The following is a 24,908-nucleotide window of genomic DNA, read 5'->3' on the forward strand; positions in this document are numbered from 1 at the left end:
CTGGGTGGGGTGACGGCAGCAGTTGACGGCAACGTCAGCGGACGGGGACTGCGCAGATCGGTGGTTCGTCACCGTCGTCGGGCACGGCGGGGTTGCGGAGGGCGTGGCTGAGGAGGCCGATGGCGTTGCGCTGGAGGCGGAGGGGGAATTGCGCCGTGCTCTGATCGTCGTCGGTGTGCAGAAGGACTTCTGCGAGGGCGGCAGCGTCCCGGTGAAGGGCGCCGCCGACCGGGCTCGCGCCATCGCTGACACGGTCCAACGCTCCACCCGTGGTTCGCTGCAGGCAAGCTGTCCTCCCGCATCCCGAAAGAAGCCTGCCGGGTGTGGGCTGCCGGGATCAAGAACTATTGCGACTCCCGCGCCGGCAAGCGCAAGGGGACGCGGCTGGGGCGTTGACGCTGGGGTGATCCACCAGGGCTGTTCTACCTCTCGTGGCTGATGGACCACCGCGCCGAGTTCGAGTGCCTGTCTGGGCACGACGCTGGTGAACGAGCTGGTCGAGGCGGCCGACGAGAAGCAGCTGAACAAGACCACCGCCCGCTACGGCCGCGTCGACCTGCTCTGCATCGATGAGCTGGGCTATATAGAACTTGACCGGCACGGCGCCGAACTGCTGTTCCAGGTGCTGACCGAGCGGGAGGAGAAGAACAGCGTCGCCATCGCGTCCAACGGGATCGTCGTGGCGATGCCGCGCTCGCGCAGCCACGCTCGGTTCGCCCTGGACGGGTAACCCTTGTCTGCCGGCAGCCGGTCCGGGCGCTGACGTGGCCGTCCGGTCGCGCCGGCCACGCGGATCTCGTCGAGCGTGTCCGGGGAGCACGGTCGTGTCCGCGACCTGGCCACCGGTCAGGACAAACGCCAGTGCCCGCCCCTTGCCGTCGGCCACCAGGTGCGTCTTGGTCGTCAACCCGCCACGGGAGCGGCCGATCGCGTGATCAGCGGGTTCGTCTCCGAGCTTCTGGTACTTCGACCGTGCCCCCTTTATCTCTGGGCAGGGTCGCGCCGTGCTGGTGGACACGCACGATCGTGGAGTCGATTGACACGATCCAGTCGACGTCGCCGCCCTGATGAGCCATCGCCTGGACCTGCTCGAGGACGCGCGCCCAGACCTCGGCCTTCGACCAGCGGTCGAAGTTCTTGTAGATCGTGTTCCAGTTCCCGAACCGCTCGGGCAGATCACGCCACGGCGCCCCGGTGCGATACCGCCACGCCGTCGCCTCGACCACCGTGCGTCGGTCTACCGGCGGACGGCCCGAAGCCTTCACAGCGGGAAACAGAGGCCCGAGCACGGCCCACGCCTCATCAGAGATCACGTCACGCGACACAAGCACAAGGCTGCGCCCGACGACTTCGAAGACCCTCTAGCAACACGCTCCGAGGCTGACCGAGACTCATTGCCTGCGCGCACCAGGAAGCGTCTACTGGTCAGACGGGATCGGTGAACGAGATCGGCTTGCCGGTGGCGTGCGCATATGCAATCTCCCTGCTCGTGGACTCGCCGATATACCCGCCGGGGTTGACGACCAGAACCCGGTCGGCCAGGTCGATCTTGCGCAGGTGGAGGGCGTCCAGCGCGGTCTTCTGCTCGTCGGTGATCAACTCGTCTGCTTCGCCTGGCGCGACGACAATGACACCTGCGAAGGTCAGATCACGGTTCACCGCACGCATCTCGTCCACGAACCGGGTAGAGCCGCAGATGCAGACAATTTCAGGTCGGTCGGGCACGGCTCAGTCCTTCGGTCGAACGGGAAGCCGTCAGTGGGAACGTTGGCATCACAAACAGGCGCACGAGCCAGCAGTTTACGTAGCGAGATGGACACCACGCAGCTGCACCGGCGCAGGTGGGAGGCCTGCCCCGTACCGGGAATGGCGCTGCTCAACGACGAAGTCTGGGGTGCACCCGGCCCACCAGCCTTCTTTAGCAACACGGCCTAGCAGAGGCACGTGGTCGAAGGCGGCATCAACCGCCTCAAGAGGCACCGGACAGTGGCCACCAGGTACGACAAACTCGCCGTCCGCTACGAAGCAACCGTCCTCGTCGCAGCCATCAACGAATGGCTCTGACCAGCACTTTCGCAACAGACCCTAGCTAGCTCTGGCCGTGCCCCTGGCCCTGAAAAGGCAGACGCGGCTGGTCAGCTGGTCCCCAGGTGAGTCCGTAGGTCGGGGCGGGCGTCGATCGGCCGACTGTAGGCGGAAGACTACCGGCAGCAGCGCCACCGCGACCGGGGAGAAGCTCAGGACCCGTCCGATGGCTTGCGGCCCGGATGACGGCCGCACGACAACGCCCGCCCCGATGGTGTCGAGGCGGGCGTCAACTGTCTGTAGGAGCGATCAGACGTTGTTCTCGGCGTCTTCGTACGCCTTGATCTGGTTGTCGATGGCGCGCGCCTCGGCGCGGGCACGCTCTGCCGCCTGGTGCTCGCCGTCCTGGTCCAGTCGGTTGGCCTTGGCCTTCAGGTCGGCGGACTGCTGGCGCAGCTCGTCGAGGTTGACGTGGATGCTGCCCGCCCGGGCCACCGCGGCGTGCGAGCCGGTGGTCGTGGCGGCGTGTGCGGGCAGGGCCGCGAACAGTACACCTCCGGCCATTGCGGCTGTGACGGCGAAAGTGGAAATGCGTCGACGCATAGGGTCCCCCTAGTCGAAAACAGTGGTTACTTGTGGATAAGTGTACGTGAAATGATCTTGCGCTCTTGCACTCGATGCAACGTCAGGGGGGAATTGACCTGGGATGACGCAACCGACTCGCTCAATCTCCTTGGATTGATGGGGTGTTGCCGTCAGTCTCCCTCTGTGGGGGTCGGTACGGGGGCCGTCGGTTCAGGGCCCGGCGGGAGAGGATGGTGCGGGCGAAGCCCTCGATCGCTGCTGCGATACGGGGACGGGAGCGGGTGCAGTCGGCCTGACGGAAGTGGTGACGGCCTGGTCGACATGCTGGGCGACCAGGGGCAGTACCTTTTCGACGGCCTCCCCGGTACGCACCCGCCCGAGTACCTCTGCGATCTCGGCATCGGTGATCTCGGGCCTGAGCAGGGGGCACAGGGCGGGATCGCGCTGCAGCGCCCGGAGCAATGGGAGCGTGTAGATGCCTTAGCGGATGTCGTTGCCGACCGGCTTCCCGAGCTGTTCGGCGGTGGCGGTCAGGTCGAGGAGGTCGTCGAGGAGCTGATAGCCGATGCCGAAGTGGCGGCCGAAGTCGAGCATGGCGTCGATGCAGGCGTCGTCGCGACAGCCCTGCAGGTCTCCTACGGCGCAGCTGCCCCACATCAGGGTCGCGGTTTTGTTGGTGACGACGGCGAGGGCGGCCTCTTCGCTGCGATCGACGTCGAAGCGTTCCAGCAGCTCGGCCACCATTCCTTCGGCCATCAGACATCCCAGGTCCGCCAGCAGCAGCGCCTCGCGCCGGCCGAGCTGGGCAAGCAGGCCAGAAGCACGGATCATGGTGTAGTCGCCGGACAGGATGGCCATTCCGTCGCACCAGCGGGCGTCGGCGCCTGCTGGCTCAACCTTCAGGAAGGCTGGTGGCGCATCTTCCGCAAGGCCGCCCTGGCCGGCCAGTCCTTCGCCGGACCACCCGAGATCGAACAAGCCACCCGCCTGGTAGCAGCCCAGCTCAATGCCCGTGCCCGCCCATGGATTTGGGGCAGACCCTCCCCACCCACCCGGCGCTTACGCCGCCGCTATGTGTACTGCCTTTGAGGAATCCAGCACTAGTGTCCTGAGTCAGTAATTCGTCTATGGTTCTGGGGTGACTCGTCCGGGACCGAAGCTTGTGCCGTTGGACCTGACTGCTGTGGAACGTGCTGAGTTGGGGCGGTGGGTGCGGCGGCGAAAAGGTGCTCAGGACATGGCTCTTCGGGCCCGTTTGATCCTGGCGTGTGAAGCGGTGGGTGAAGATGGGTTTCCTGTCTCGACGAAGACGGTAGCCGAAAAGAACGGGGTGACGCGGGAGACGGTGTCGAAATGGCGGAAGCGTTTTCTCGCCGACAGGCTCTCCCGACTGGAAGATGACCCGCGTCCAGGCCGGCCTCGCACCGTATTGGACGAGCCGGTCGCTGACTTGATCGCGCGGACTTTGGAGTCGAAGCCGGACAACGCCACGCACTGGTCGACTCGGTCGATGGCGAAAAAGACGGGCCTGTCCCAGTCGACTGTTGCCCGTGTGTGGCGGGCTTTCGGGCTGCAGCCGTACCGTTCCGAGACGTTCAAGCTGTCAACGGATCCGTTCTTCGTTGACAAGGTCCACGACGTTGTCGGCCTGTATCTTGATCCGCCCGAACGAGCTCTGGTGCTGTGCGTGGACGAGAAGTCGCAGATCCAGGCCCTGGACAGATCTCAGCCGGTCTCCCCATGATGCCCGGAGTCCCGGAGTGGGCCACGCACGACTACGTCCGCGCCGGCACCACCACCCTTTTCACAGTGTTCGACGCCGCCTCCGGCCAGGTCATCGGCTCCCGCGGAGTTCAAGAAGTTCCTTACCAAGCTCGCCAGAGAGATCCCAGACGACCTCGACGTCCACCTCGTCTGTGACAACTACGCGACCCACAAGACACCCGACATCGAAAGATGGCTCCTGGCCCATCCCAGATTCCACATGCACTTCACGCCCACCAGCTCCTCTTGGCTGAACCTCGTAGAGCGATGGTTCGCAGAGCTGACGAACAAACAGATACGCCGCGGCGTCCACAAATCCGTCCAGGCGCTGGAGAAAGACATCCGCACCTGGATCACCACCTGGAACGAAGACCCCAAGCCCTTCATCTGGACCAAGACAGCTGACCAGATACTCGAAGCACTTGCTTCATACTGTGAACGAATTACTGACTCAGGACACTAGTGGAGAGCTATCTGGCCGCCGGTGGTGACGATCGGTGATCGCAGGGCTGAGGAGTCGGTTGTGTGGTCACAAGGTACGCAGGAAGTCTTCGAGGGCCTTGTTGAAGACGTCCGGGCGTTCCATGTTGGGGTAGTGGGCGGTCTGATCGATCGAGATCGCGTGGCCGTCGGCGACGGTGTGGGTGAGGCGTTCGGCCATGCCGAGGTGGTCGGGTGAGTCGATGGCGCCGTTGATGGCCAGCACGGGCACGTCGATCTTGGCGGCACGGATCCAGGTGTCGTGGACGGGGATGCGCAGGTCGGGTTCGTCGGGGGTGTGCTTGGACAGGGTGCTGCGGGTCATCTCGCGCAGGCGGCCGACGACCTCGGGGTGGAGATCGTCGAGGGTACGGTGCGGGCCCGCGGCGAAGAGTGTGAATGCCTCGACGGCGGCGTTCAGGTCGCCTGCGGCCATCGCCGATTGCCAGGCGGTCCAGGTTCGGGTGGTCCAGGGGTCGGTGAAGTTCGGCTCACTGGTCCCGGCGCCGCTGACGACCACGGCGCTGACCAGTTCCGGGTGCTCGAGCGCGGTGTCGACCGCGATGCTGGCCCCCATGGAGACGCCCACCAGGATCGCGGGGCCGGTGCCCAAGTGTCGTAGCAGCGCGGCGAGGTCGTCGGTGTGCCGGAACGGTCCGGTGGCGTTGGCGGACCGGCCGTGGCCGCGGGCGTCGGGCGCGATAACGCGGTACCGCGCGGCGAGGGCGGGGATCTGGTCGTCCCACATGCGGTTGTCCACGAAGCCGCCGTGCAGCAGGACGAGGGGTTGGCCGGCGCCGGTGTCGAGCCAGAAAAGATCATTCATGACAACCAAGGTGTCATTGTTGGGAGTGAATGGCAACCGAGGTGTCATCATGGTGGCGTGAATGAGACAGATCGTGGCCTGGCGTCCGAAGAGTTGACCGACCGGCTCACCGAGGTGTTCGACCTGGTGGGCCCGCTGTATCGGCGCACCCAGCGCAAGGTGGAGCAGGACGTGTCCGTCGAGGGGCTGTCGGTGGGAGTGCGGGCCGTGCTCAACTTGCTTCGCGAACATGGGCCCATGACCGTTCCTCAGATGGGCCGGGCACAGGCGTTGAGCCGCCAGTTCGTGCAGCGCATGGTCAACGATGCGGCTGCACGAGGTCTGGTCGAGTCCGCCCCCAATCCGGCCCACAAGAGGTCTTCCCTCATCCGGCTGACCGAACAGGGCCAGACCGTCATCACCGCGGTGATCGACCACGAACGCGTAGTGCTGCGCCAGGTCGGCGGTGACCTCGCCGACGCTGAGGTCGACACCTGCCTTCGAGTCCTCTCGCGCCTCCTCGAACTCATGGGCGACGTCGACGTCGACTGAGCCAGGCCACAGGAGGCCGGCGCGATCGCTGACGAAGAGTGACACCACAACTGGCCGTACTTGGGAGTTCCAGTTGGCCGCTGTCATTCCGGCGAGTGTGCCGCCGACGGAAGTGAAGCGTCCGCAGGGCGGGGGTCGGCGACGGATCGGTGACCGGGAGACCCTGGCAGCGATCATTTTTGTTGCCACCTCGGACTGCACCTGGCGGCAGTTGCCGCCGGTGTCGGTCAGGTCGTCTCCGGCACTGGAGACGGCTGGGTACGTTTGTGGAATCCGGAAGTCCCCGGAGCCTCGGCCCAAAAACTGGGTCGCCACGCATTGCGCGTGCGAGCGGTAACGGTCACAGCTGACGGCAAGGTGGTCTCTGGCGGAGACGACGGCAAGGTCATGCTCTGGAACCCAGCTCACCCAGCCGCCCCCGGCAGAGACCTAGCGTCTGTCCGATAGGTCGGTGACGAGCCGGGCAACCGATCGTTCAGAGCAGGCCGACGTTGCCGACGCCACCGAACAAGGCGTCCACCGGATCAACCACAACCAGCACCTGCCATGGTCCTACCTCGCCCACACCGGCCTGACTATCCACCCACCACACCCACCGAACTTACGAAAAGATCAGTAAGAAGTCATCTCATTTGGTGAGTCTGCGATAGCAGATGAGGGTGCAGGTGATGCTGGTGAAGGCGAGGAAGTGGGCGGCTTTACGTTCGTAGCGTCGGTGCAGTCGCCGACAGCCCGCGAGCCAGGCCATGGTGCGCTCCACGGTCCAGCGGTGAGGGCCTAGCCGTTGCGAGGACTCAAGTCCCTTGCGGGCGATGCTGTGGATGATGCCGCGTTGACGTAATCATCGCCGCAGGTGAGCGTAGTCGTAGCCCTTGTCTGCGTGGAGCGAGGGTCATGGCGGTGACCCAACGGCCCGTGGCAACAACCGGGTTCTCGGCGAAGGCCAAGGTGGCCGCTTGGAAACACATCCGTCGTGGTTCCTCGTCGCCAAACAGGACAGGACCATCAACCCCGACCAGGAACGCTTCGAGGCGAAGCGCGCGGGTTCACACACGGTGGAGATCGACTTCTCCCATGTGGCCATGATCTCCCACCCCGAAGCGGTCACCGACCTCGCCCTCCAAGCCGCCACGGCAGCAGAATCCGCCCGGTCCGAGCTGCCCGCCACTGGATCCACCCTTGCCGCCCTGGCCGATACCGCACTCACCGGTATCGCCGCCGCCTCGTTGATCGCGGGCGCAGGAGCTGTCCTCCTGGGCCGTCGGCTGACGCGCCCCACGTGTGGTCTGCCACGACAACGTCAGCTGTTTCTGCCACGGGAAGCGTCGTGAGATGGCTCCGCGTCGGGCCGTGCACGGCGGATCGAGTCGGGGCCAGATTTCGGTCTGCTCCGGGTCCGTCCGGTCTGGGTAGCCTGCTCCGATACTGTTGGGCACTTTCCGTTGTTGTTGACGTGTCGACAGGGAAAGCTGGGGGTTCAGGCGACGCGACCCTCCGGGGGGCGACACAAGTGGTCGAGACAGTGCTTCAGATCATCATGCAGATGGCGAGTGGGGCCGCCGCTACGGCCGGTACCGAAATGGGACAGAATATCTCCACGATGGTGCGCGACCGGCTCGGGGGAACCGATCGAGGGTCCACCGCCCTGCGCGCGGTCGAGGACCGGCCCGAAGACCCTGCGGCGGTTGACGAACTGCGCGCGCTGCTCCAAGCGGAAGTGGACGCCGATCCGGAGTTCGCCGAGAGTATCGCCGCGGCCCTGGCTGCCCCGGCGGCTGCCGAACCCACGCGCACCACGATCGGCAGCATCACGTTGCAGGGCACCACGGTGCGGGGCCGGAACACCTTCTCTCTGGGGTCCGTGACGTTCAACAACACCCGCAACGTCCGGTTATCCCTGCTCGCCGCAGCTCTCGTGTTCCTCGCGCTGGTGGCTCTGGGGATCTACGGCGGGGCACAACTCATTGTCGGCGATGACCCTGCGCACCGCCCGACGGCCACCACCAGCGGCCAGGCTGATCCGGGCTCGGCCAACTTCCCGAGGGAAACAGGGAAAGCCACACCGGAAGCGGTCCGGCCCACGCCCACCGATTCGTCCCGGAACATGGAGGGCGCCCTTCTGGGTACCTCCGACGTCCCGGAGCACTGGGTGAAGGACGGGTGGGCGGATTTCCCCCGGTCTACGACCGGGCCGTGCGACGCGCTGAAGGACGGACTTCCGAACGGCAGCAGTGTGTCAAACACATTCGGTTCCGGGGCCGAAGGAGTGCAGGTGGGCGTAACGGTGTACAGCGATCAGGTCAAGGCCGAGAAGGCTATGGCCTGGCTGCGCACGAAGGACGAAAAGTGCCTAGGAGGCCGCTCTGCGGCTGTTACACCGCGGGGAGATGAGACGGTCGGTTACCAGTACGCCGGATACTCCGTCATCTACATCCGGGACGGCAAGTACCTGGTCGACACCATGAGCAGCGGTGATGTGCCGCACGGTCTCACCGGGTACTTCGCCAGGATGCAGTACGAGAAGTTCACGAAGGTCCTGCGCTAAGGCTGGTTCAGGGGCCCGTCCCACTCGCTCATGAGGCGCTGCTTTTCATCTGGGCGGGGATACGCGAGCCCCGCAATGCTTTGAGATCCGGAATACGGCGATCCCATACGTACGGCACGCGAGACGACGTGCCCGAAGTGCGGCCGGATCGCGTGGATGATTCATGTGCGCGTGGTGGGCGACGTCGACGTTCGCCGCTGCGAGGAGTGCTACGAGGAGGTCGAACTCGACCTTTGGGTATACGCGAAGCCGAGCGAGGTGACACTCCCCGGCGCCGGGTGATAATCCGTAGGTAGCGTTCATTGGGCCCGCTCGCCACCGGTTCGGGAAGTTCCACGCGGTCGTGTGGACGCGGGCGCATGTTCGGGCACGGTGGTTCTGCCGCCACTGACACTTCCGTCCATGGGGAGGGTGTCGGCGGAGAAGCGTCGGGTGGCCGTCGAACGGCTGTCCCGGCTACGGCAGGACGAGGCGCTCACGGCCGCGCACGTGCGTACGGTCGCGCAGGGCCTGGACGTCGCGGAGCGGAAGGTGTGGCGCTGGCTCGCGCCGCCGAGGCCGGCCGCGCCCGCCGCCCGTCCGCGCTACGAGCTGAGCGAGACGGACCGGGCGGCGCTCGCCTTCTACTGGGGCAACGTCGCCGCGGTGGTCCGCGCCCGGCGTGCGGGCCTATGCACTGCACCCTATGGTCATCCCGAAGTCGGGCACCCACTCTGTGGGCGTGGCCCGGACGTTCTCGTGGGAGCGCGGTCAAGCCGTTACCGCACAGCAAGTGATAGGTGTGTGGGGGGTGTCCGCGCGCACAGTGTGCCCGCTGAACTGGTGGCTACATTTGCCCTTTAACAGGCCGGGGGGCGATAGGACATCGGTTCCCCACGAGGCGCACTCTGCGATCCCGGAGGACTCGGTGGTGAGCGCCTCTCTCGAAACGGCGTCGCGCCTTCGTCTGCCGCATCGCCCGGTGACGCTGAACGCCGAGCGGCTGGACGGCATCAGGATGGCCGCCAAGCTCAGTGCGGCGGGCCTGAAGCATATCTCTAGGATCGCCAAGGACACCTGGCTGCTGCCCGATGATCCCACGCTGCCTGGCTGGGGCGAGAGCCCCCTGCAGGCAAGCCAGATCGCTCACCTGGCGAAAATGGGCCGCAAACGCGTGGCCCTGATCCCGTTAGGTGCCCCGGACACCACGGGACTCGTCGCCGCCGTACGAGTCCGCCTGCAGCCCGCTTCCCGACCCGGTTAAGGAGCGACGGCCGTCGACGAACTCCGCGACGCCCTGCGGAACACCTACGTCGTCATGGCCGAGCGCAACGGATCGCATCAGGACTGCACCGCAAGGCCCGCAACTACTGAACCGATCCACTGACCTGCTGGAATGGGCGGAAGCCGATCACTCGCAGGCATCGCTGGAAGCCAGCACGGTCTGACGCGAGCGGCGGTCGGTGCTCGCTCACCCCCGCGCTTGCCAAGACTACGACCTGTGATCCGGGAGGGGTACAGGCAGCCGTTACCTGTCCAGATGCTGGGGCGCCTTGGAAAGGGCGACCTCAGGTTCCTGCTGATCGGCGACCTGGTCGGACAACAGTCGCAGCGCGTCGGCCGAGGCGGTGTCGTTGGGTGTGTATACCTCAAGCCGGTGGTCGGGGCTCTCGGGCTGGAGCCACACCTGGTAGTCGACGTCGGCTCCTCCGACGGTTGGGTGTTGCAGGCGCATGGTGCCCACGGTGCAGTCCGCGACGTCGCCTTTGGCCCACAGTCTGGCGAAGTCGCTGCTACGCATGGCAAGTTCGCCGATCAGTTCGGCCAACCGGGCGTCGGTGGGGTACCTGCCTGCGGTGAGCCGCAGGTAAGCGACATGGGTTCGGGCCAGTTCATCCCAGTTGCAGTGCAGGTCGCGGGTGAGAGGGTCGAGGAAGAACATACGAGGGATGGACGGCCGTCGCGCGAGATCGTGGGGCGCGTCGAAGTCGACGTGTTCCGCGACGAGTGCATGTCCGGTGCGGTTCCAGGCCAGCACGTCGCCGCGGCGGCCGAGCACGACGGCCGGCGTGGTCTCACCCAGGGACGCCAGGAGCGTCAGCACTCGCCGGTGCGGTCTTTCAGGGCGGGGACGGACCAGGCGTGAAGTGGTGGGCTGACGGGCCAGGTTGTGCAGGTGGCCTGTCTCGGCCGGATCGAGCTGGAGCACGCCTGCGAGCGCATCGAGGACCTGTTGGGAGGCGGTGCCAGCCTGACCTTGCTCCAGCCTCGTGTAGTAGCCGGCGCTCACGCCGGCGAGCTGCGCGAGCTCCTCGCGACGCAGACCCGGCACGCGGCGGGCGGTTCCGTAAGTACGCAGGCCGACGTCGGTAGGCGTGACTCGGTCCCGACGGTTCTTGAGATAGGCCCCGAGGCTCTCCAGTTCCATGACTCCGAGCGTAGGTGCCACGGTCCGTTTCTGGGTGACCCTGGGAGGTGTACCCATGACGCGGGGATGGTTGTCGGGCGGACGGTGGCGCACCGTCAGATGCATGAATGTACAGCGTGTTTCTCACTCACCCGGCCTGCGGGCGTGGCTCGGTCTGCTGGTGGTACTCGGCCCGGTCCTGCTGGTCGCGATGGATGGTTCGGTCCTGTTCCTGGCGATGGCCAAGGTTTCCGAGGCACTGTCGCCGACTGCGGATCAGGCGTTGTGGATCCTGGACGTCTACGGATTCGCTGTTGGGTCCCTGCTCATCGCGTTCGGGAACATCGGCGACCGGTACGGCCGGCTGAAGCTGCTGATGACCGGTGCAGCAGTGTTCGGCGCGGCCTCCGCGGGAGCAGCGTTTGCCCCTGGGCCGGTACTGCTGATCGCCTTCCGGGCGCTGATGGGCGTGGCCGGTGCCACGCTGCTGCCGTCGGCGCTGGCGGTACTCAGCGAACTGTTCACCGACTCGCGCCAGCGGGCGAAAGCCATCGGCATCTTCGCAGCCACCTTTGCCGCTGGCTTCGCGATCGGCCCGAGCATCGGTGGACAGCTGCTCAACAGCTTCTGGTGGGGGGCGGTCTTCCTGATCAATCTTCCCGTCGTCGTGCTGTTCCTGCTTCTGGCCCCGGTCCTGCTCCGCGAGGTACGTGCCACCCGGGCCGGCCGCATCGACGTCCTGAGCGTTCTGCTCTCCGCTGCGGGCATCCTGCTGACTGTCTACGCGATCAAGCACGCTGCCGCGGAGGGGCTGACAGCGACCTCGATGGCCACAGGGCTCGTCGGCATCGTCACCCTGTGGTGGTTCGTCCGGCGGCAACTCCACCTTGAGCACCCGCTGATCGACTTCCGCCTCTTCCGGGATCGGGTGTTCACGATCGCGGCCATCACCGGGCTGCTGCCTTTGGCCGCATGGTCGGCGGTGGCCTACCTCGGCGGTATCTACCTCCAGTCCGTCCTCGGACTGGCTGTCCTGGACGCGGCTCTCGTCGCGCTCCCCGGCGCTGCTGTGCTCACCGTCACCTGCATCGTCACACCGGCACTGGTTGCGCGTATTGGTACCCGGGCAGCGCTCATCACCTGCCACTTCTTCATTGCCGCAGGTCTGCTCCTGCTGCTGGCCACCGGCATCTCCGGCGGCATCGGCTGGTACGTGGCGTCCACTGTCATCGCAGGCATCGGCTACGGCATCTCCTTCAGCGTCGTAGCCGACACCGCTGTCGCCGCGGTTCCCGCAGAGCGAGCTGGGTCCGCGGCAGCAATCGCCGAGACCAGCAACGAGATCGGCAATGCCCTCGGGATCGCACTCCTCGGCTCGCTGGCGGCTCTGATCTTCCGGCTTCAGGGGCCTGACGTCGCCGGTACCCTCACTGAGACATTGCAGGCCCCCGGCGTCACGGCGGCGGTGATCGGCGATGCGAAGTCAGCCTTCGTCACCGGTCTGCACGCAGCTGCCGTCATCGCAGGCATGCTCCACGCCGCACTCGGCGTCTTCGCCCTGCGCCACCTGCCGAGGGCCTTCACCACCACCGACGGCGCTCATCCGGAGCCCCTGGCCCAGGACACCGTCGAAGAAAGCAGTGTTCGATGACCCATGCCAATGCCCCCCGCAGTATCGAGGGCCGCAACGCCTTGTTGAGCGATGCCGGACTCGGCCGATCGCCCACGTTGCAGCCGAGATGGGCATCCCCCGCCCCTGTGCATTGAAGGGGGAACCGCTACCGGGGGCACGGCGCGACCGGACTGCTCGACCCGCCTTCAAGCCACACCACCGGCCGGCACCGACTAGCGACATGGTGGGGAGCCGCATCGCGGGACTTCGTCGAACGCATAATAGACGGCGTTCTACGTGGTGGGCGCTCGTTGGTCTGTGCGTGGGGCGCGAAAGACGGGGAGTTGGATCGTGCCGGACAGCCTATAGGAGCTCGCCAGGTCGTTGATCCCGGAGGACCGGGTACGGCGGCAAGGCGGCGGGACTCAGAACACGCCTGATGAGACGTTGCTCGCGCGATCATCTATGTACTGGTCAGCGGCTGTGTCTGGCGGGATGCCCCGCCGTGCTTCGGTATATCGAAGTCGACCGCACATCGTCGGTTCATGATCTGGTCGCGGGCGGGGGTATGGGGGCTGGCTCCACGAAGCGGTCCTGCATCAGCTCGACGACACAGGCATGGTCCATGTCTCCCGTGTCGTCCTCGACTCGGCCCATGTGCGCGCTGAAACGGAGGCGAACGCACAGGCCCGAGCCCCGTGGACGAGGTAAACCGGGTTTCAAGATGCACGTCCTGTCGGAGCGAACGGACTGCCCCTGGTCGTCGCCGTCTCACGCGGCAGGCGTCCACGACAGTCAGGGCCTGAAGCCCCTCATCGTGGGTCTCCAAACGAAACACGAGCCGCACCGAGGCCGCACTTCAAGCCCCAGCGACTCCACGTGGACAAGGCCTACGACATCCCCTCGCCTGCGAAAGTGGTTGTGGGGCAAGTACATTGGCTTCCCGACGCACGCAAGGGAGTCGAGACCAGTGAAAGACTAGGCCGACACCGATGGGTCATCGAACGGACCATCTCGTGGCTGTCCGGCTACCGCAGACTCAAGCCCCGATACGAACGCCATCCCCGCAACTACCTGGCATTCCTCGGCTTCGCCGCGGCACTCTGCTGCTACAAACGACTCCTCAAATTCATTACATAGAAAACCGTCTAATCCTGTGCTGGCGGGGTGGACCAACCACTACGGCCGGTTCAGGCCGAGCGAGTTGACCCGCTTCTTGAAACGCATCAAACCCTACTTGGTGCGTTGGATCCGCCAGAAGTACGAACGGCTCGCGCCCCTGCGGAAGGCCCTGACGAAACTGCGGGAGGTCGCTCAGAGGTATCCCGCATGTTCACGCACTGGCGCTGCACAAGGCCGTGTTCTCGTATAGCTGCCGCCACCCGTCATGTAGCGCTGAGTAACTACGCGGGGCTGCGGTCGCGCTGCTGGAGGGCGGCGAAGTCGGCGTGCGCCGTCTCGATGGCCTCCGGGTACGCCTGGGTCTTCTCGTGCTCGGCCAGCGCCCGGTAGATGTTGGAAAGGCTGGGGCTCTGTCCTTTGCGGCGGCCGGTGGGGATGAGTAGGTCGGGCTGGATGTCCTCGACGGTCTCGCCGTTCGCGCGGCGGCGGAGCACGGTGTGCAGCATGTCGTCGGTGATGACCGGGGGCCGGCCGCCGTGGTTGCCCTTGCGGGCCGCGGTGTCGAGTCCTTCGAGGGTGGCCTCGCGGATGTTCTCGCGTTCGGTCTCGGCCATCGCGGCGAAGAACCCGAACAGCAGGCGTCCTGGACCGCTGGGGTCGTACATCCCCTGGAGGGGTCCGGCGAGCATCTCCAGCACCAGGCCGTGGGCGGTGAGGTGATCGGCCAGGGCTGTCAGCTCTGCGGCATCGCGTCGCAGGCGCTTCATCTCGTAGACGGTGAAGATCACCCGGCAGTGCAGGGCATGGGCCTTGATCTCGCGGGCGGCGGTGAGGGCTGCCTCGAACTGCGGGCGGACCCTCACGCGGGTGCTGATCTTCTCGGCGAAGATCTTGTCGCGGGGGATGCGATTGGCCGCGAGCGCGTCGAGCTGTGTCTGGAGTTCCTGGGTGAGGGTCGAGCATCGGGCGTATCCGATGCGGATGTCGGCGCTCGGGGTGTCGGGGTCGACGGGCGCGGGTGCCGGGGTGCCGGGTCGCCACGGCTGGCCGGGCCCGCGGTCGGCGGGGGTGGGCACGCGCAGGAGTTTCGCGAGCCGGGGCACCTTGGTGAAGCGGCCAGTGTGATAGGTCCCGGCGACCGCGCCGGAGCGCGAGCGGCAGGGTGAGCCTGGCGATGCGTGACAGCGTGGGCAGGGGTAGCGCTCGACGTCGTCCGCTTAGGACGTGGGTGCGGTTTGAGGGCCCGTCATGACCCCGGATGCTGTCACAAACATTTCTCAGAACGTGCCTGATTCCACTTTTGAGTGAGAACGAGTTGTGACAGTGAATCCGCGATCCCAACCGCTCCCGCCGATCACTTTCGATCTTGTTCCGGGAAAGGGTCGTTTGTGAGAGCTGATTCGTTTACACGTCGAGTGAGGCCAGTGCTCGGCGAGTGACGTCGGCCGGGGCCGCAGCGATGACGTCATTGAGTGCGTCCATGGAGGTCTGAAGGTCGCTGATGACCCGAGCGATGCGGTCGCGCTCCTGGTGGAGGTCGGCGAGCAAGTCCGAGCAGGTGGGGACGAGGCGGTCGCCGGTGTCCCGCAGGCACGGCAGGACTGTGGTGATCGTTGAGGTGCCCAGGCCCGCGGCCAGCAGGCTGCGGATGCGGCGGACGATAGCAACGTCCTCTTCGACGTATTCCCGGTATCCGCTGGGGCGCCGCTGCGGGTGGAGCAGACCCTGTTCCTCGTAGTAGCGCAGCAGGTGCACGGCCACGCCGGTCCGTCGGGACAGCTCACCGATGCGCACATGGACCTCCTGATGGTCGCGCGGGCTTTGCCCGTTCGGCTTGACTCTCATACCGATGTGAGACTTTAGCGTCTGCGGCATGAAGGTGAACAAGGGTTTCGCGACGCTCGCCGCGTTGTGCGCGAGCGTCTTTGTCGTGGGTACTTCGGAGTACCTGATCGCCGGGCTGTTGCCCCAGGTCGGCGCTGATCTGGATGTCTCTGTGGGCACCGCCGGACAAGCGGTGACCGCATACGCGCTCGGAGTCGTGATCGGAGGGCCACTCATGGCCCTGCTGACCTCGCGTCTGCCGCGCAAGGGGCTCGCCATCGGCCTGATGCTGCTGTTCGCGTCGGGCAGTGCGATCAGCTCCGTGGCCCCGTCGTTCGGCCTGCTCCTGGTGGGCCGCATGGTCTCCTCGCTCAGTCACGCCGCGTTCCTGGCCCTGGCGCTGGTGACGGCGGCCCGGGTGGTCCCGGCCGAGAAAACGGGCTCGGCCATCGCCACCGTCGCCTCCGGATTCACCGTGGCCACGCTCCTCGGAGTACCCCTGGGGGCACTGCTCGGGCAGGGCGCCGGATGGCGGGCTCCGTTCGCCGTGCTGACCGTTCTGTCCCTGGTGGGCACCATGCTGCTTGCCGCCGTACTGCCCCGGCAGGAGGCACCGTCCACGCGACTGCGCGACGAGATACGCGTAGTGGCACGTCGGCCGGTCATGCTCGCCATAGTCACCACCGCAGTGGGCTTCTCCGGCGTCGCCACGGTGTTCACCTACATCGCCCCGCTGCTGACCCGCGTCTCCGGCTTCTCCGCCACGGCGGTCTCCGGTCTGCTGCTCGCCTACGGCGCGGGCAGCTTCCTCGGCAACCTCACCGCCGGAAAGCTGACCGACAAGTCGATGAGCGCCACCGTACGCGGGGTCTTCGGCGGGCTGGCCGGGACGCTCTTGCTCGTCCCGTTCGCCGTGGTGTGGCAGCCCACCGCGGTGGCCGCGGTCCTGGTACTCGGCCTGCTCGCCACCGCGACCATCGCCCCGCTGCAGGGACTGATCCTGCACCACGCGGGCGCCGCCCCCAATTTGGCGGTCTCCGTCAACGTGGGCGCCTTCAACCTCGGGGCCGCAGCGGGCTCGGTCATCGGCGGCGCGATCGTCGCCGCCGGCGCTCTGCGGTGGACCGGCCTGGCGGGCGCGGTGCTGAGCCTGATCGGATTGGCCCTCACCTATCTCGTCCTGCCTCGGACACGGACGTCGGCGAAGGATGCCGAACACGAAGCTCCGATCGCCGCCTGATTCCCGTCCACTCGCCTCGTAAAGGAGGTCGCCATGCGCGCGATCCAAATCGCTCGCCACGGCGGGCCCGAAGTCCTGTCCGTCCGGGAGGTCCCCCAGCCCACTCCAGGAGCCGGCGAAGTACTGATCCGTACCGTCGCCAGCAGTCTGAACCCGGTGGACTGGAAAACCCGTGCAGGGGAGATCGGGCCCGAACTCCCCGCCACCTTGGGGTGGGATCTGGCCGGAGTCGTCACCGCCGCCAACCACCCCGGCTACCGCCCCGGGGACCACCCGCTGCGGGAATCGGGTCGGTGCGCCACTTGCTGCTGGTCTCCAGCTACCTGCCCGAGGTCGGGCAGAGCCTGTCGGACTTCGGGGACACCAGCCCCGCCCCGTTCCTCGACGTCGACCCTGAGGCCGGCACTCGCCCGCGACTACGAAACCCACCCCCACCGCTCCGCAGCCATGATCAACCTCGCAATGGTCGACCTCATACGCCGATGCCTCACCCGGGAATCCACCCTGAATTGGCGCGACATCCGAAGCACGAACCAGCCCTTACCGGAACAAAACGCTCTTTCAGGCCGCGGCGCGGCCGGGCACACCGCCGCTCAGCAGGCTGCCCGCGCCGGGGACGAACGTGGGCAGGCCCAGTTCGGTGAGGATGCGGTACGCCGTGGCGGCGGCCGCCGAGAGCACCGGCAGGCCTGCCGCGTCCTCCACGGGCTGGAGCGACGGCAGTGACGGCATCTGGACGCAGGCGGACAGGACGAGCGCGTCGGCCCGCGACAGGTCCAGTCGCCGCCAGTGGTCGCGCAGATCCGCGGGGTCGAGGCGGGCGACCGCCAGGTTGTCCGGGACCTCCAGGCTCAGCGCGTCCACGACCTCGATGCCCGCGTCCTCGATGTAGTCCGCGACCAGGCGCGTGAGCGGCTTCATGTACGGCGTGATGATCGCGACCCGTCCGGCTCCCAGGGCCTTGATGCCGTCGAGCAGGGCCCCGGCGCTGGAGACCACCGGCGCCTGAGCGCCCTGGGAACGGAGCACGCCGGTGATCTCGGCCTCGGCGGTGCAGTGGTGCCCCGGGCCCTGGGCCATGATCGCCACAAGGCAGGCCGTGGCGACCACGTCGGGCCGCGCGTCGGCGAGTTCCAGGGCCGCGCGCTCGGTCTGCGCGTTCATGGCGCGCAGCTGCTCGGGCGTCACGTGCTGCATTCGCATCCGGCTGCTGTGGAAGACGAACCGGTCCTCGGGGAGGACGGCCTCGCGCTCGCGCAGCATGCGCGGCAGCTCCGTCTCCATGGTCAGGTTCGAGCTGGGCACGATCATGCCGATGTGGTGGTCGGTCACGGGATCCTCCGGATGTCCGGTGTACGTACGGTCGTTGACGACCCAGGACCCGTGGTCCGCCGCGGTGGACGGGCTACGCGTCCTCGGTCAGTCCCTCCCAGTGGTCGGCGAGGGACGTGAGCAGATGCACGATCTCTTCGCGCCGCTCGGTTCCGAACGGCTCCAGGAGCCGTTCGTCGAGCCGGCGGGCGCGGCTGTTCGCGTCGTGGAGGGTCCGCTCGCCCTCCTCGGTCAGATAGAGCAGCTTGCGGCGGCCGTCGTCGGCGGCCGTCCTGCGCACGATCAGGCCCCGCTTCTCCAGCCGCCGGGCGACGTCCGCCATCGTCGACGTGTCCAGGGCCACCGCCGACGCCATCGACCGCTGGTCGTGCCCCGGCGCCGCGTCCACGGCCTGCAGCACCGCGAACTGCGGCCCGGTGAGCGTCGGGTCCACCGCGCGGATCCAGACCGCGAGATACGCCTGGTAGAGGCGCCGGACCTGGTAGCCGGGGGCGGCCGTCAGCGCGGCGGGAGCCCGGGGCGGTGCGGACGGCGAGGGTGCGGTTTCGTCAGCCATGAGCTCACTTAAGCACGGCTCTTGATCGGTTCGGCAGCCGGATCGGGACGGTCCGGGAAGGGGGACCACGGGCGGCCGTCAGGTCAGCATCGGGCGCAGCGCCTCGCGCAGCGCCGCGAGCGCGGCGGGCGGGTTGTCCCAGAACAGCATGTGGCCGGCGTCCGGGATTGCGGTGAGCGCGGCCGACGGGTGCAGCCCGGCCGCTTCCGCCGCGCCCTCGGCGGTGACGACGGGACTGTCCGCGCCGTACAGCAGCATCGTGGGGCCCGGCACCGAGGGCCACCAGTTGAAGAAGTCCTCGCTCTCGAAGCCGCGGTGGGTGGCCACGACGGCCTCCTTCGCACAGCTGGCCAGCCAGCGGGCCCGCAGTTCCTGTTCCGCGCGCGGCCAGCGCGGCCACGCCCGGGCCACCTCGTCCGCGTCCGTACCGCGCACGGCCTGGGCCAGCTGCCCCAGGAACGCGTCCAGTGTCGTCGGGTAGGGCCCGCGCCCCGGTCCGCTCATCGGCGGGTCGCCCAGCACCGTGCCCCGCAGCGCGACCTTGCCCCGGACGGCGGTCACGGCCGCGATGCGCGCGCCCATGGAGTGCCCGAAGAGCACCGGGCGGTCGAGTCCGAGCTCCGTGACGACGGCCTCGGTGTCCTCGGCGTACTCCTCCAGGCCGTAGGAACCGCCGTCGTCGGACAGCCCGCGCCCGCGGATGTCGACGACCAACGGACGTACGAGATCGGTGAGTTCACGCGCAACGAAGTCCATCGTGATCGCGGGGCTGGTGATGCCGGGCAGCACGATGAGCGGGACGCCGGGGCCGCCGTAGTCCAGAACGTGCAGGCGCGTGCCGCCCGAGCGCACCCAGCGGCTCGCGGCGGGTACGTCGGCGAGATCGGCGAGCGCGGACTGCGACAGACAGCGGGCGGGCGGGGTGGGGGGCATGGGGTCCTCCGGCGTCGGACTCGATGGGGTCATGGGGCGCTCCCGGGCAGGCCGCCGAGGTACGCGAGGGCGTCCTTGAGGTCGATCACATCGCCGTATTTGGCCTGGATGTCGAAGAGATTCGCCTCGTGCGGGCCCGGCGCCCGGTCGCCGACGCACGCGCGCGGCACCAGCACCGAGAACCCGGACTGCACGGCGTCCACGGCCGTCGCCCGCACACAGCCGCTCGTCGTCGCCCCGCACACCAGCACGGTGTCGCAGCCGAGGCCGGTGAGCAGGGCGGACAGCGAGGTGCCGAAGAACGCGGAGGCGCCCTTCTTCACGATCAGATGGTCCCAAGGCGCGCGCGGCAGCCGCGGATCGACGGCGACCTCCGCGCTGCCTTCGATCAGGGCCCGCATGCCCTGCGCCTTGTGCAGCCAGGTGACGGCGTCACCCGCCGCCTCGGCCGGCGTGTAGGCGATCGCGGTGAAGACGACCGGTACCCCGGCCGGACGCCCCGCCTCGATCAACTCGCCCGTGGCGCCGACGACGTCGGCCAGGTCCGCGCCCGACGGGAAGCCGTCCTCGGTGAAGCCGCGCGTGAGGTCGACCACGACGATCGCGGGCCGGGCGCCGCGGCGCACGGGGGCGCCGAAGCCCGCCCGCGCGTAGGTGCGTTCCGTCTCCCGTCCGTACCGCGCGGCGCTCATGACGCCCTCCGCCGGGCCCGCAGCTCCCGCGCCTGGGCGCTGAGCCGGCCGAGCAGCCAGCCTTCGAAGAGGCCGAGCGCGAATGCCCCGGCGACCAGGCCGTACTTGGCGGCAGTGGGGCCGAGCAGCATCGCCAGGCCGTCGAGCTCGGCGTCCTGCGCGAGCGCGGGCTGCGAGGCAGTGGGCTGCCAGGCGGGGGACGGGGCCGCAGCCGCGCCCTGCGGGCCAGGCGCTCCGGTGACCCGGTCCTGGTCCAGCAGGCTCCCCAGATTCCGTGCGAACTGCTGCAGGATCCGGTCCGACACGGCAGCGATCGCGCCCTTGCCGAACTGGGCGATCTTGCCCCGGATCACCAGATCCGTGGACAGCTGGAGCAGCGCGCCCTCTGGCGCCGCCACCACCTCCAGCGCGACGTCGGCCTCCGCGTCCCCGCTGCCGTGGGTGTCGGCCCCGCGGGCGTGGACCCGCAGCCGCCGCCGCTCGGCGTCGACCTCCAGGAACCGGACCGTGCCCGCGTACGCGGCGCTGATCGGCCCCACCTTGATCTTCACCCTGCCCTGCCAGGCGTCGCCGTCCTGCCCGTCGAGCGCGCCGCCCGGCATGCACGAGGCGACCCGTTCGACATCGTTCATCAGCGCGAAGACCTCGTCCGGCGAGGCCTTGACCGGGACCGCGTTGGTCAGCTGCATACGTCACTCTCCTTGCTGTCACAGCGGCTCGCGCAGGCCCGGCGCCGTGCCTGCGCGCACCCGTCGATCGCCTCGACGATGGTCTGGTAGCCGGTGCACCGGCACAGATTGGCGGCGACGACCTCCCGGATCTCCTCCTTGGTCGCCTCCGGCCGCTCGGCGAGGAACCCCTCGGCGAGCATCAGGAAGCCTGGCGTGCAGAACCCGCACTGCAACCCGTGATGTTCGCTGAACGCCCGTTGCAGATCCCCGAGTTGGTCACCCTCGGACAGCGATTCGACCGTACGGATCCGGGCGCCTTCGGCCTGGGCCGCGAACATCAGGCAGGCGCGTACGGGCCGGTCGTCGACCAGCACGGTGCAGGCGCCGCAGATGCCGTGCTCGCACCCGACGTGCGTGCCGGTCAGCCGCAGCTCGTGACGGAGTACGTCGACGAGGGTGCGCCGCGGCTCGGTGATCACCTCGTGCTGCTCGCCGTTGACATCGAGGGTGATCAGCTGCACTTCCCGGTGCGCCGGCGCGGTGGTGTCGGTCATGATGCGGCCTCCGGGTTCAGGGCGCGGTGCACGGTCTCGGGAGTGACGGGTGTGTGGTCGAGCTCGACGCCTGTGGGGCGCAGGGCATCGTTGACGGCGTTGAGGACGGCGGCGGGCGCCCCGATGGTGCCGCCCTCGCCTGCGCCCTTCGCGCCGGTTTCGGTGAACGCGGAGGGAGTCTCCAGGTGGTGGATCAGCACCTCGGGGATCTCGTGGGCGGTGGGCACCTTGTAGTCCATGAAGCTGGTCGCCGACGGCTCGCCCAGGTCGTCGTACGTCACCTGCTCGAACAGCGCACCCGCGATGCCCTGCGCGATGCCGCCCCGGCACTGCCCCTCCACGACCTGCGGGTTGATGGCGACGCCGCAGTCCTCGACGCATACGTACCGCAGGATCTCCACCTGCCCGGTGCCCTGGTGCAGTTCGACGACGACGCCATGGGTGGCGTTGGAGAAGGTGCCGTCGGTGAAGACATCGAAGGTGGCGGTGGCCGCCAGGCCCGGTTCGATGTCCTTGGGCAGCAGGTGAGCCCGGAGGTAGGCGATATCGGCGATGTCCTCGTAGGTGAGTACCTCGGATGTGTCGTCCCGGCGGCGGGCGGCACCGTCCGTCAGCTCCACCTCGTCGGCGTCGATGCCCCAGCGGGCCGCGGCGATGGCGCGCAACTTGCCGCCGAGCTTCGCCGCGGCCAGGCGCACCGCGCTGCCGCCAACGGAGATGGAGCGGCTGGCGAAGGTGCCCCAGCCGTAGGTGATGCGGTCGGTGTCGCCCTGGTGGAGCCTCACCTTGCCGATGTCCAGGCCGAGTTCATCGGCGACGATCTGCGCCATCGTCGTCTCGTGGCTCTGCCCGTGGCTCATCGTGCCGGTGGTGACGGTCACCGCGCCGCTGGTGTCCATCCGTACCTCGGAGATGTCGAAGCCCGGCACGACCTGCATCTTGCGCTGGGCGAAGGCCGTGGAGCCGTATCCGGTGCGCTCGCTGAAGCATGCGTAGCCGATGCCGAGGTGCCGCCCCTCGGCCGCCGCCGCGGCCTGCTTCTCGTACCAGCCCTCGTCCTGGACGAGCCGCTCGCACAGATTCAGCGACTCCAGATAGGAACCGGGGTCGTAGGTGATGAGGTTGACGCCCGTGTACGGGAAGTCGGTGATGACGTTGCGGCGGCGGATCTCGACCGGGTCCAGGCCCAGTTCGCGGGCCGCGCGCTCGAAGAGCCGCTCCACGACCATCACGTACTGCGGACGGCTGACGCCCCGGTAGGGCGCCGTGGGTGCCTTGTTGGTGGTGATCGCCCGGCCGCGCACCCGGTAGGCGGGCACCTTGTAGACACCGGGCATCTCGGCAGAGGCCATCAGCGGCTCGATGCCCGCTGTGAACGGATAGCAGGAGTAGGCGCCCATATCGCACACCACATCCGCGTCGAGCCCCAGGATCCTGCCGTCCGTGCCGAAGGCGGCACGCACCTGGTAATGCTGTTCGCGGGCGAGGAACGACGCGGACAGGGCGTCCTTGCGGTCCTCGATCCACTTCACCGGCCGGCGCAGCCGCAGTGCGGCCGCCGCGGCCGCGATCTCCTCGCGCCCGACGACGCACTTCTGGCCGAAGCCGCCGCCCATGTCGGGCACGACGACCCGCACCGCGCGCTCGTGGAGGCGCAGGCTGCGGGATGCCACTGTCCGTACCTGGTGCGGGACTTGGGTGCAGGTCTGCAGGACGAGCTGTTCCTCGCGGTCGTCCCAGTGCGCCACGACGCCGCGGGTCTCCAGCGGCAGCGCGTTCTGCCGCCCGGTCCTGGACTCGATGTGGACGACGCAGGGCGCGGACGCGAAGATCTCGTCGATGCCGTCCGTCGCGAAGAGGGAGACGTCCACGAGGGTGTTGCGGGCCGCCTCGTCGTGGACGAGCGGAGCGCCTGGTGCCAGCGCCGCCTCCTCGGAGGTGACCGGCGGCAGCGTCGTGTAGCTGACCTTGGCCGCCTCCAGGCCGTCCTCCGCGGCGTACGCGTCCCGGGCCACCACGATCGCGACGGGCTCCCCGACATAGCGGACCGTGTCGCGGGCGAGGACGGGCATGGCCGTCGGGACGTACTCCGAGAGGGGGCGCCCCAGCTGGGCGGTGATGTCGCCCAGCTCCAGGTCTTCCGCCGTGAGCGCGGCCACGACGCCGGGGACGTGGCGTACCGCCGAGAGATCGACCGAGGCGATCTCACCACGGGCGACCGTGCTGCGTACGAACTGGGCGTGCAGCATGCCGGGCAGCGCGATGTCGTCGACGAACCGGCCGCGCCCGGACAGCAGCCGCGGATCCTCGCGGCGCGCGACCGACCTGCCCACCAATTTCCGTTCCTTCACCGGGACTTCGCCTCCTCACAGGCGCGCCGGACCAGCGTCCGGACGAGTTCCTTGCGGTAGCGCGTGCTGCCGGACGCGTCGGCGGGGGGCTCGACGGCTGCTGCCGCCGCCGACGCGCAGTCGTCGAAGGAGCCGCCGCCGGCCAGCACGGCCTCCGCCTCCGGCACCCGTGCCACCGCGGCCGCCACCCCGCCGAGCGCCACCCGGCCGCCGCGTACGGTTCCTTCCTCGATGTCGAGGTCCACGGCGGCCGCCACGAGGGCGAAGTCACCGCGCCGCTCGGCGAATTCGGTGAGGGCGGCGTGCGGAGCGGGACGCGGGAAGACGATTTCGATGAGGAGTTCGTCCGGGTCGAGGGCGGTCGTGTAGTAGCCGAGGAAGAGGTCCGCGGCCGGGATCCTGCGCTCGCCGCGTGGGCCCCGCGCCACGAGCTCGGCACCGAGGACCACCGCGAGCAGGCACCACTCGGCGGTGGCGTCGGCGTGTGCGATGCTGCCGCCGACCGTGCCGCGCGTCCGGATCGGCAGATGCCCGATCCAGCCCATGGCGTCCCGCAGGACCGCGAAGCCCGCCCCGAGCACCCCCGCCGGGTCGGTCTCCACCGTGTGATGAGTGGTGAGCGCCCCGATGCGCAGACCACCGTCGGCGTCCCGGTGCAGCCGGCCGAGTTCCCGGATGCCGGCGATGTCGACGAGATGCCGCGGGCGGGCCAGCCGGAAGTTCATCATCGCGACGAGGCTCTGTCCGCCGGCGATGACCTTGGCGTCGTCACCGAGCTCGGCCAGCAGCCGGGTGGCTCCGTCGACGTCGGGGGCCCGGTGATACCGGAACGGGGCGGGCTTCATGCTCCTCCTGTCGTACGTGGTGTGCGCTCGCGCG

General features: G+C 68.2%; 26 protein-coding genes and 6 pseudogenes. 14 read left to right on the plus strand and 18 right to left on the minus strand.

What is annotated here, in order from left to right; all coding sequences use genetic code 11:
* Positions 1-34: 34 nt before the first annotated feature.
* Entirely contained in the window at positions 35-259 is a 225-nt protein-coding gene (locus M8I34_RS41905) for a hypothetical protein (protein WP_374210929.1), read from the minus strand.
* A gap of 210 nt (positions 260-469) precedes the next feature.
* Between M8I34_RS41905 and M8I34_RS17225 the strand changes: the two are divergent.
* Positions 470-670, plus strand: a pseudogene (locus tag M8I34_RS17225) (ATP-binding protein); the annotation flags it as partial.
* A gap of 265 nt (positions 671-935) precedes the next feature.
* On the opposite strand, the gene M8I34_RS17235 reads toward M8I34_RS17225, so the two are convergent.
* The 4 genes from M8I34_RS17235 to M8I34_RS17250 all read right to left on the minus strand — a co-directional run bounded on the left by M8I34_RS17235 (position 936) and on the right by M8I34_RS17250 (position 3,588).
* Positions 936-1,325, minus strand: a complete 390-nt coding sequence (locus tag M8I34_RS17235; RefSeq protein WP_250050320.1) for an IS5 family transposase — start codon at positions 1,323-1,325, stop codon at positions 936-938.
* A gap of 100 nt (positions 1,326-1,425) precedes the next feature.
* The gene (locus M8I34_RS17240) at positions 1,426-1,725 is read right to left on the minus strand and encodes a hypothetical protein (protein WP_250050321.1); all 300 of its coding nucleotides are present in this window, start codon (positions 1,723-1,725) and stop codon (positions 1,426-1,428) included.
* Between the two features lie 609 nt (positions 1,726-2,334).
* A complete protein-coding gene (locus tag M8I34_RS17245) occupies positions 2,335-2,589 on the minus strand; it encodes a hypothetical protein (protein ID WP_250050322.1) in 255 nt (84 codons plus the stop codon).
* 501 nt (positions 2,590-3,090) lie between these two features.
* Positions 3,091-3,588 carry a polyprenyl synthetase family protein gene (locus tag M8I34_RS17250; protein WP_250050323.1) on the minus strand — a complete coding sequence of 166 codons (498 nt, stop codon included), beginning with the start codon at positions 3,586-3,588 and terminating at the stop codon, positions 3,091-3,093.
* A 160-nt stretch (positions 3,589-3,748) separates the two neighbouring features.
* Between M8I34_RS17250 and M8I34_RS17255 the strand changes: the two are divergent.
* Positions 3,749-4,837, plus strand: a pseudogene (locus M8I34_RS17255) (IS630 family transposase).
* A gap of 66 nt (positions 4,838-4,903) precedes the next feature.
* Here M8I34_RS17255 and M8I34_RS17260 read toward each other — a convergent pair.
* Positions 4,904-5,680, minus strand: a complete 777-nt coding sequence (locus tag M8I34_RS17260) for an alpha/beta fold hydrolase (RefSeq protein WP_250050324.1) — start codon at positions 5,678-5,680, stop codon at positions 4,904-4,906.
* 57 nt (positions 5,681-5,737) lie between these two features.
* Between M8I34_RS17260 and M8I34_RS17265 the strand changes: the two genes are divergently transcribed.
* The 3 genes and pseudogenes from M8I34_RS17265 to M8I34_RS41910 all read left to right on the plus strand — a co-directional run bounded on the left by M8I34_RS17265 (position 5,738) and on the right by M8I34_RS41910 (position 6,658).
* Positions 5,738-6,211: a MarR family winged helix-turn-helix transcriptional regulator gene (locus tag M8I34_RS17265; protein ID WP_250050325.1), complete on the plus strand. Its 474-nt coding sequence runs from the start codon at positions 5,738-5,740 to the stop codon at positions 6,209-6,211.
* Between the two features lie 73 nt (positions 6,212-6,284).
* Positions 6,285-6,431: pseudogene (locus tag M8I34_RS17270) on the plus strand (IS5/IS1182 family transposase); the annotation flags it as partial.
* Positions 6,432-6,475: 44 nt separating this feature from the next.
* A complete protein-coding gene (locus M8I34_RS41910; protein WP_374210923.1) occupies positions 6,476-6,658 on the plus strand; it encodes a hypothetical protein in 183 nt (60 codons plus the stop codon).
* Between the two features lie 181 nt (positions 6,659-6,839).
* Here M8I34_RS41910 and M8I34_RS17275 read toward each other — a convergent pair.
* Positions 6,840-7,097: pseudogene (locus M8I34_RS17275) on the minus strand (transposase); the annotation flags it as partial.
* 70 nt (positions 7,098-7,167) lie between these two features.
* Here M8I34_RS17275 and M8I34_RS17280 point away from each other — a divergent pair.
* From M8I34_RS17280 to M8I34_RS17290, 4 genes are all read left to right on the plus strand, one after another.
* Positions 7,168-7,542 (plus strand): hypothetical protein, encoded by a 375-nt coding sequence (locus M8I34_RS17280; RefSeq protein WP_250050326.1) that lies wholly within the window; start codon positions 7,168-7,170, stop codon positions 7,540-7,542.
* A gap of 179 nt (positions 7,543-7,721) precedes the next feature.
* Complete coding sequence (locus tag M8I34_RS17285; protein ID WP_250050327.1) at positions 7,722-8,756, plus strand: hypothetical protein; 1,035 nt, start codon at positions 7,722-7,724, stop codon at positions 8,754-8,756.
* A 156-nt stretch (positions 8,757-8,912) separates the two neighbouring features.
* Positions 8,913-9,038 carry a hypothetical protein gene (locus tag M8I34_RS41320; RefSeq protein ID WP_284050431.1) on the plus strand — a complete coding sequence of 42 codons (126 nt, stop codon included), beginning with the start codon at positions 8,913-8,915 and terminating at the stop codon, positions 9,036-9,038.
* A gap of 403 nt (positions 9,039-9,441) precedes the next feature.
* Entirely contained in the window at positions 9,442-9,999 is a 558-nt protein-coding gene (locus M8I34_RS17290) for a transposase (protein ID WP_250050328.1), read from the plus strand.
* Between the two features lie 264 nt (positions 10,000-10,263).
* On the opposite strand, the gene M8I34_RS17295 is transcribed toward M8I34_RS17290, so the two are convergent.
* Positions 10,264-11,163 carry a helix-turn-helix domain-containing protein gene (locus M8I34_RS17295; RefSeq protein WP_250050329.1) on the minus strand — a complete coding sequence of 300 codons (900 nt, stop codon included), beginning with the start codon at positions 11,161-11,163 and terminating at the stop codon, positions 10,264-10,266.
* Positions 11,164-11,266: 103 nt separating this feature from the next.
* Here M8I34_RS17295 and M8I34_RS17300 point away from each other — a divergent pair, with 103 nt between their 5' ends.
* The 3 genes and pseudogenes from M8I34_RS17300 to M8I34_RS41915 all read left to right on the plus strand — a co-directional run bounded on the left by M8I34_RS17300 (position 11,267) and on the right by M8I34_RS41915 (position 14,126).
* Positions 11,267-12,793 carry an MFS transporter gene (locus tag M8I34_RS17300; protein WP_250050330.1) on the plus strand — a complete coding sequence of 509 codons (1,527 nt, stop codon included), beginning with the start codon at positions 11,267-11,269 and terminating at the stop codon, positions 12,791-12,793.
* A gap of 345 nt (positions 12,794-13,138) precedes the next feature.
* Positions 13,139-13,894: pseudogene (locus M8I34_RS17310) on the plus strand (IS5 family transposase).
* A 16-nt stretch (positions 13,895-13,910) separates the two neighbouring features.
* Positions 13,911-14,126 (plus strand): group II intron maturase-specific domain-containing protein, encoded by a 216-nt coding sequence (locus M8I34_RS41915; protein WP_374210924.1) that lies wholly within the window; start codon positions 13,911-13,913, stop codon positions 14,124-14,126.
* A gap of 31 nt (positions 14,127-14,157) precedes the next feature.
* On the opposite strand, the gene M8I34_RS17315 is transcribed toward M8I34_RS41915, so the two are convergent.
* The gene (locus M8I34_RS17315) at positions 14,158-14,952 is read right to left on the minus strand and encodes a recombinase family protein (protein ID WP_250050331.1); all 795 of its coding nucleotides are present in this window, start codon (positions 14,950-14,952) and stop codon (positions 14,158-14,160) included.
* Positions 14,953-15,280: 328 nt separating this feature from the next.
* Entirely contained in the window at positions 15,281-15,670 is a 390-nt protein-coding gene (locus tag M8I34_RS17320; protein WP_250050332.1) for a MerR family transcriptional regulator, read from the minus strand.
* Between the two features lie 79 nt (positions 15,671-15,749).
* On the opposite strand from M8I34_RS17320, the gene M8I34_RS17325 reads away from it, so the two are divergent.
* Together M8I34_RS17325 and M8I34_RS17330 are read left to right on the plus strand one after the other, a co-directional pair.
* Positions 15,750-16,940 carry an MFS transporter gene (locus tag M8I34_RS17325; RefSeq protein ID WP_250050333.1) on the plus strand — a complete coding sequence of 397 codons (1,191 nt, stop codon included), beginning with the start codon at positions 15,750-15,752 and terminating at the stop codon, positions 16,938-16,940.
* A 33-nt stretch (positions 16,941-16,973) separates the two neighbouring features.
* Positions 16,974-17,186, plus strand: a pseudogene (locus M8I34_RS17330) (alcohol dehydrogenase catalytic domain-containing protein); the annotation flags it as partial.
* Between the two features lie 315 nt (positions 17,187-17,501).
* On the opposite strand, the gene M8I34_RS17335 reads toward M8I34_RS17330, so the two are convergent.
* From M8I34_RS17335 to M8I34_RS17370, 8 genes are all read right to left on the minus strand, one after another.
* On the minus strand, positions 17,502-18,272 hold the full coding sequence (locus M8I34_RS17335; RefSeq protein WP_308372366.1) for an aspartate/glutamate racemase family protein: 771 nt from the start codon (positions 18,270-18,272) through the stop codon (positions 17,502-17,504).
* A 73-nt stretch (positions 18,273-18,345) separates the two neighbouring features.
* Positions 18,346-18,828 (minus strand): MarR family winged helix-turn-helix transcriptional regulator, encoded by a 483-nt coding sequence (locus tag M8I34_RS17340; protein ID WP_250050334.1) that lies wholly within the window; start codon positions 18,826-18,828, stop codon positions 18,346-18,348.
* A 78-nt stretch (positions 18,829-18,906) separates the two neighbouring features.
* Positions 18,907-19,794 carry an alpha/beta fold hydrolase gene (locus M8I34_RS17345; protein WP_374210925.1) on the minus strand — a complete coding sequence of 296 codons (888 nt, stop codon included), beginning with the start codon at positions 19,792-19,794 and terminating at the stop codon, positions 18,907-18,909.
* Positions 19,791-20,453, minus strand: a complete 663-nt coding sequence (locus M8I34_RS17350; RefSeq protein WP_250050335.1) for an isochorismatase family protein — start codon at positions 20,451-20,453, stop codon at positions 19,791-19,793. The genes M8I34_RS17345 and M8I34_RS17350 overlap by 4 nt, the downstream gene beginning before the upstream one ends.
* Positions 20,450-21,142: an SRPBCC family protein gene (locus M8I34_RS17355; protein ID WP_250050336.1), complete on the minus strand. Its 693-nt coding sequence runs from the start codon at positions 21,140-21,142 to the stop codon at positions 20,450-20,452. Before M8I34_RS17355 ends, M8I34_RS17350 begins: the two co-directional genes overlap by 4 nt.
* The gene (locus M8I34_RS17360) at positions 21,133-21,678 is read right to left on the minus strand and encodes a (2Fe-2S)-binding protein (RefSeq protein ID WP_250050337.1); all 546 of its coding nucleotides are present in this window, start codon (positions 21,676-21,678) and stop codon (positions 21,133-21,135) included. The genes M8I34_RS17355 and M8I34_RS17360 overlap by 10 nt, the downstream gene beginning before the upstream one ends.
* Complete coding sequence (locus M8I34_RS17365; RefSeq protein ID WP_250050338.1) at positions 21,675-24,029, minus strand: xanthine dehydrogenase family protein molybdopterin-binding subunit; 2,355 nt, start codon at positions 24,027-24,029, stop codon at positions 21,675-21,677. Before M8I34_RS17365 ends, M8I34_RS17360 begins: the two co-directional genes overlap by 4 nt.
* Positions 24,026-24,874, minus strand: a complete 849-nt coding sequence (locus M8I34_RS17370; RefSeq protein WP_250050339.1) for a xanthine dehydrogenase family protein subunit M — start codon at positions 24,872-24,874, stop codon at positions 24,026-24,028. Before M8I34_RS17370 ends, M8I34_RS17365 begins: the two co-directional genes overlap by 4 nt.
* Positions 24,875-24,908: the final 34 nt, after the last annotated feature.

Origin of the sequence: Streptomyces sp. MCA2 (assembly GCF_023544705.1) — a bacterium.
Classification (GTDB): domain Bacteria; phylum Actinomycetota; class Actinomycetes; order Streptomycetales; family Streptomycetaceae; genus Streptomyces; species Streptomyces decoyicus.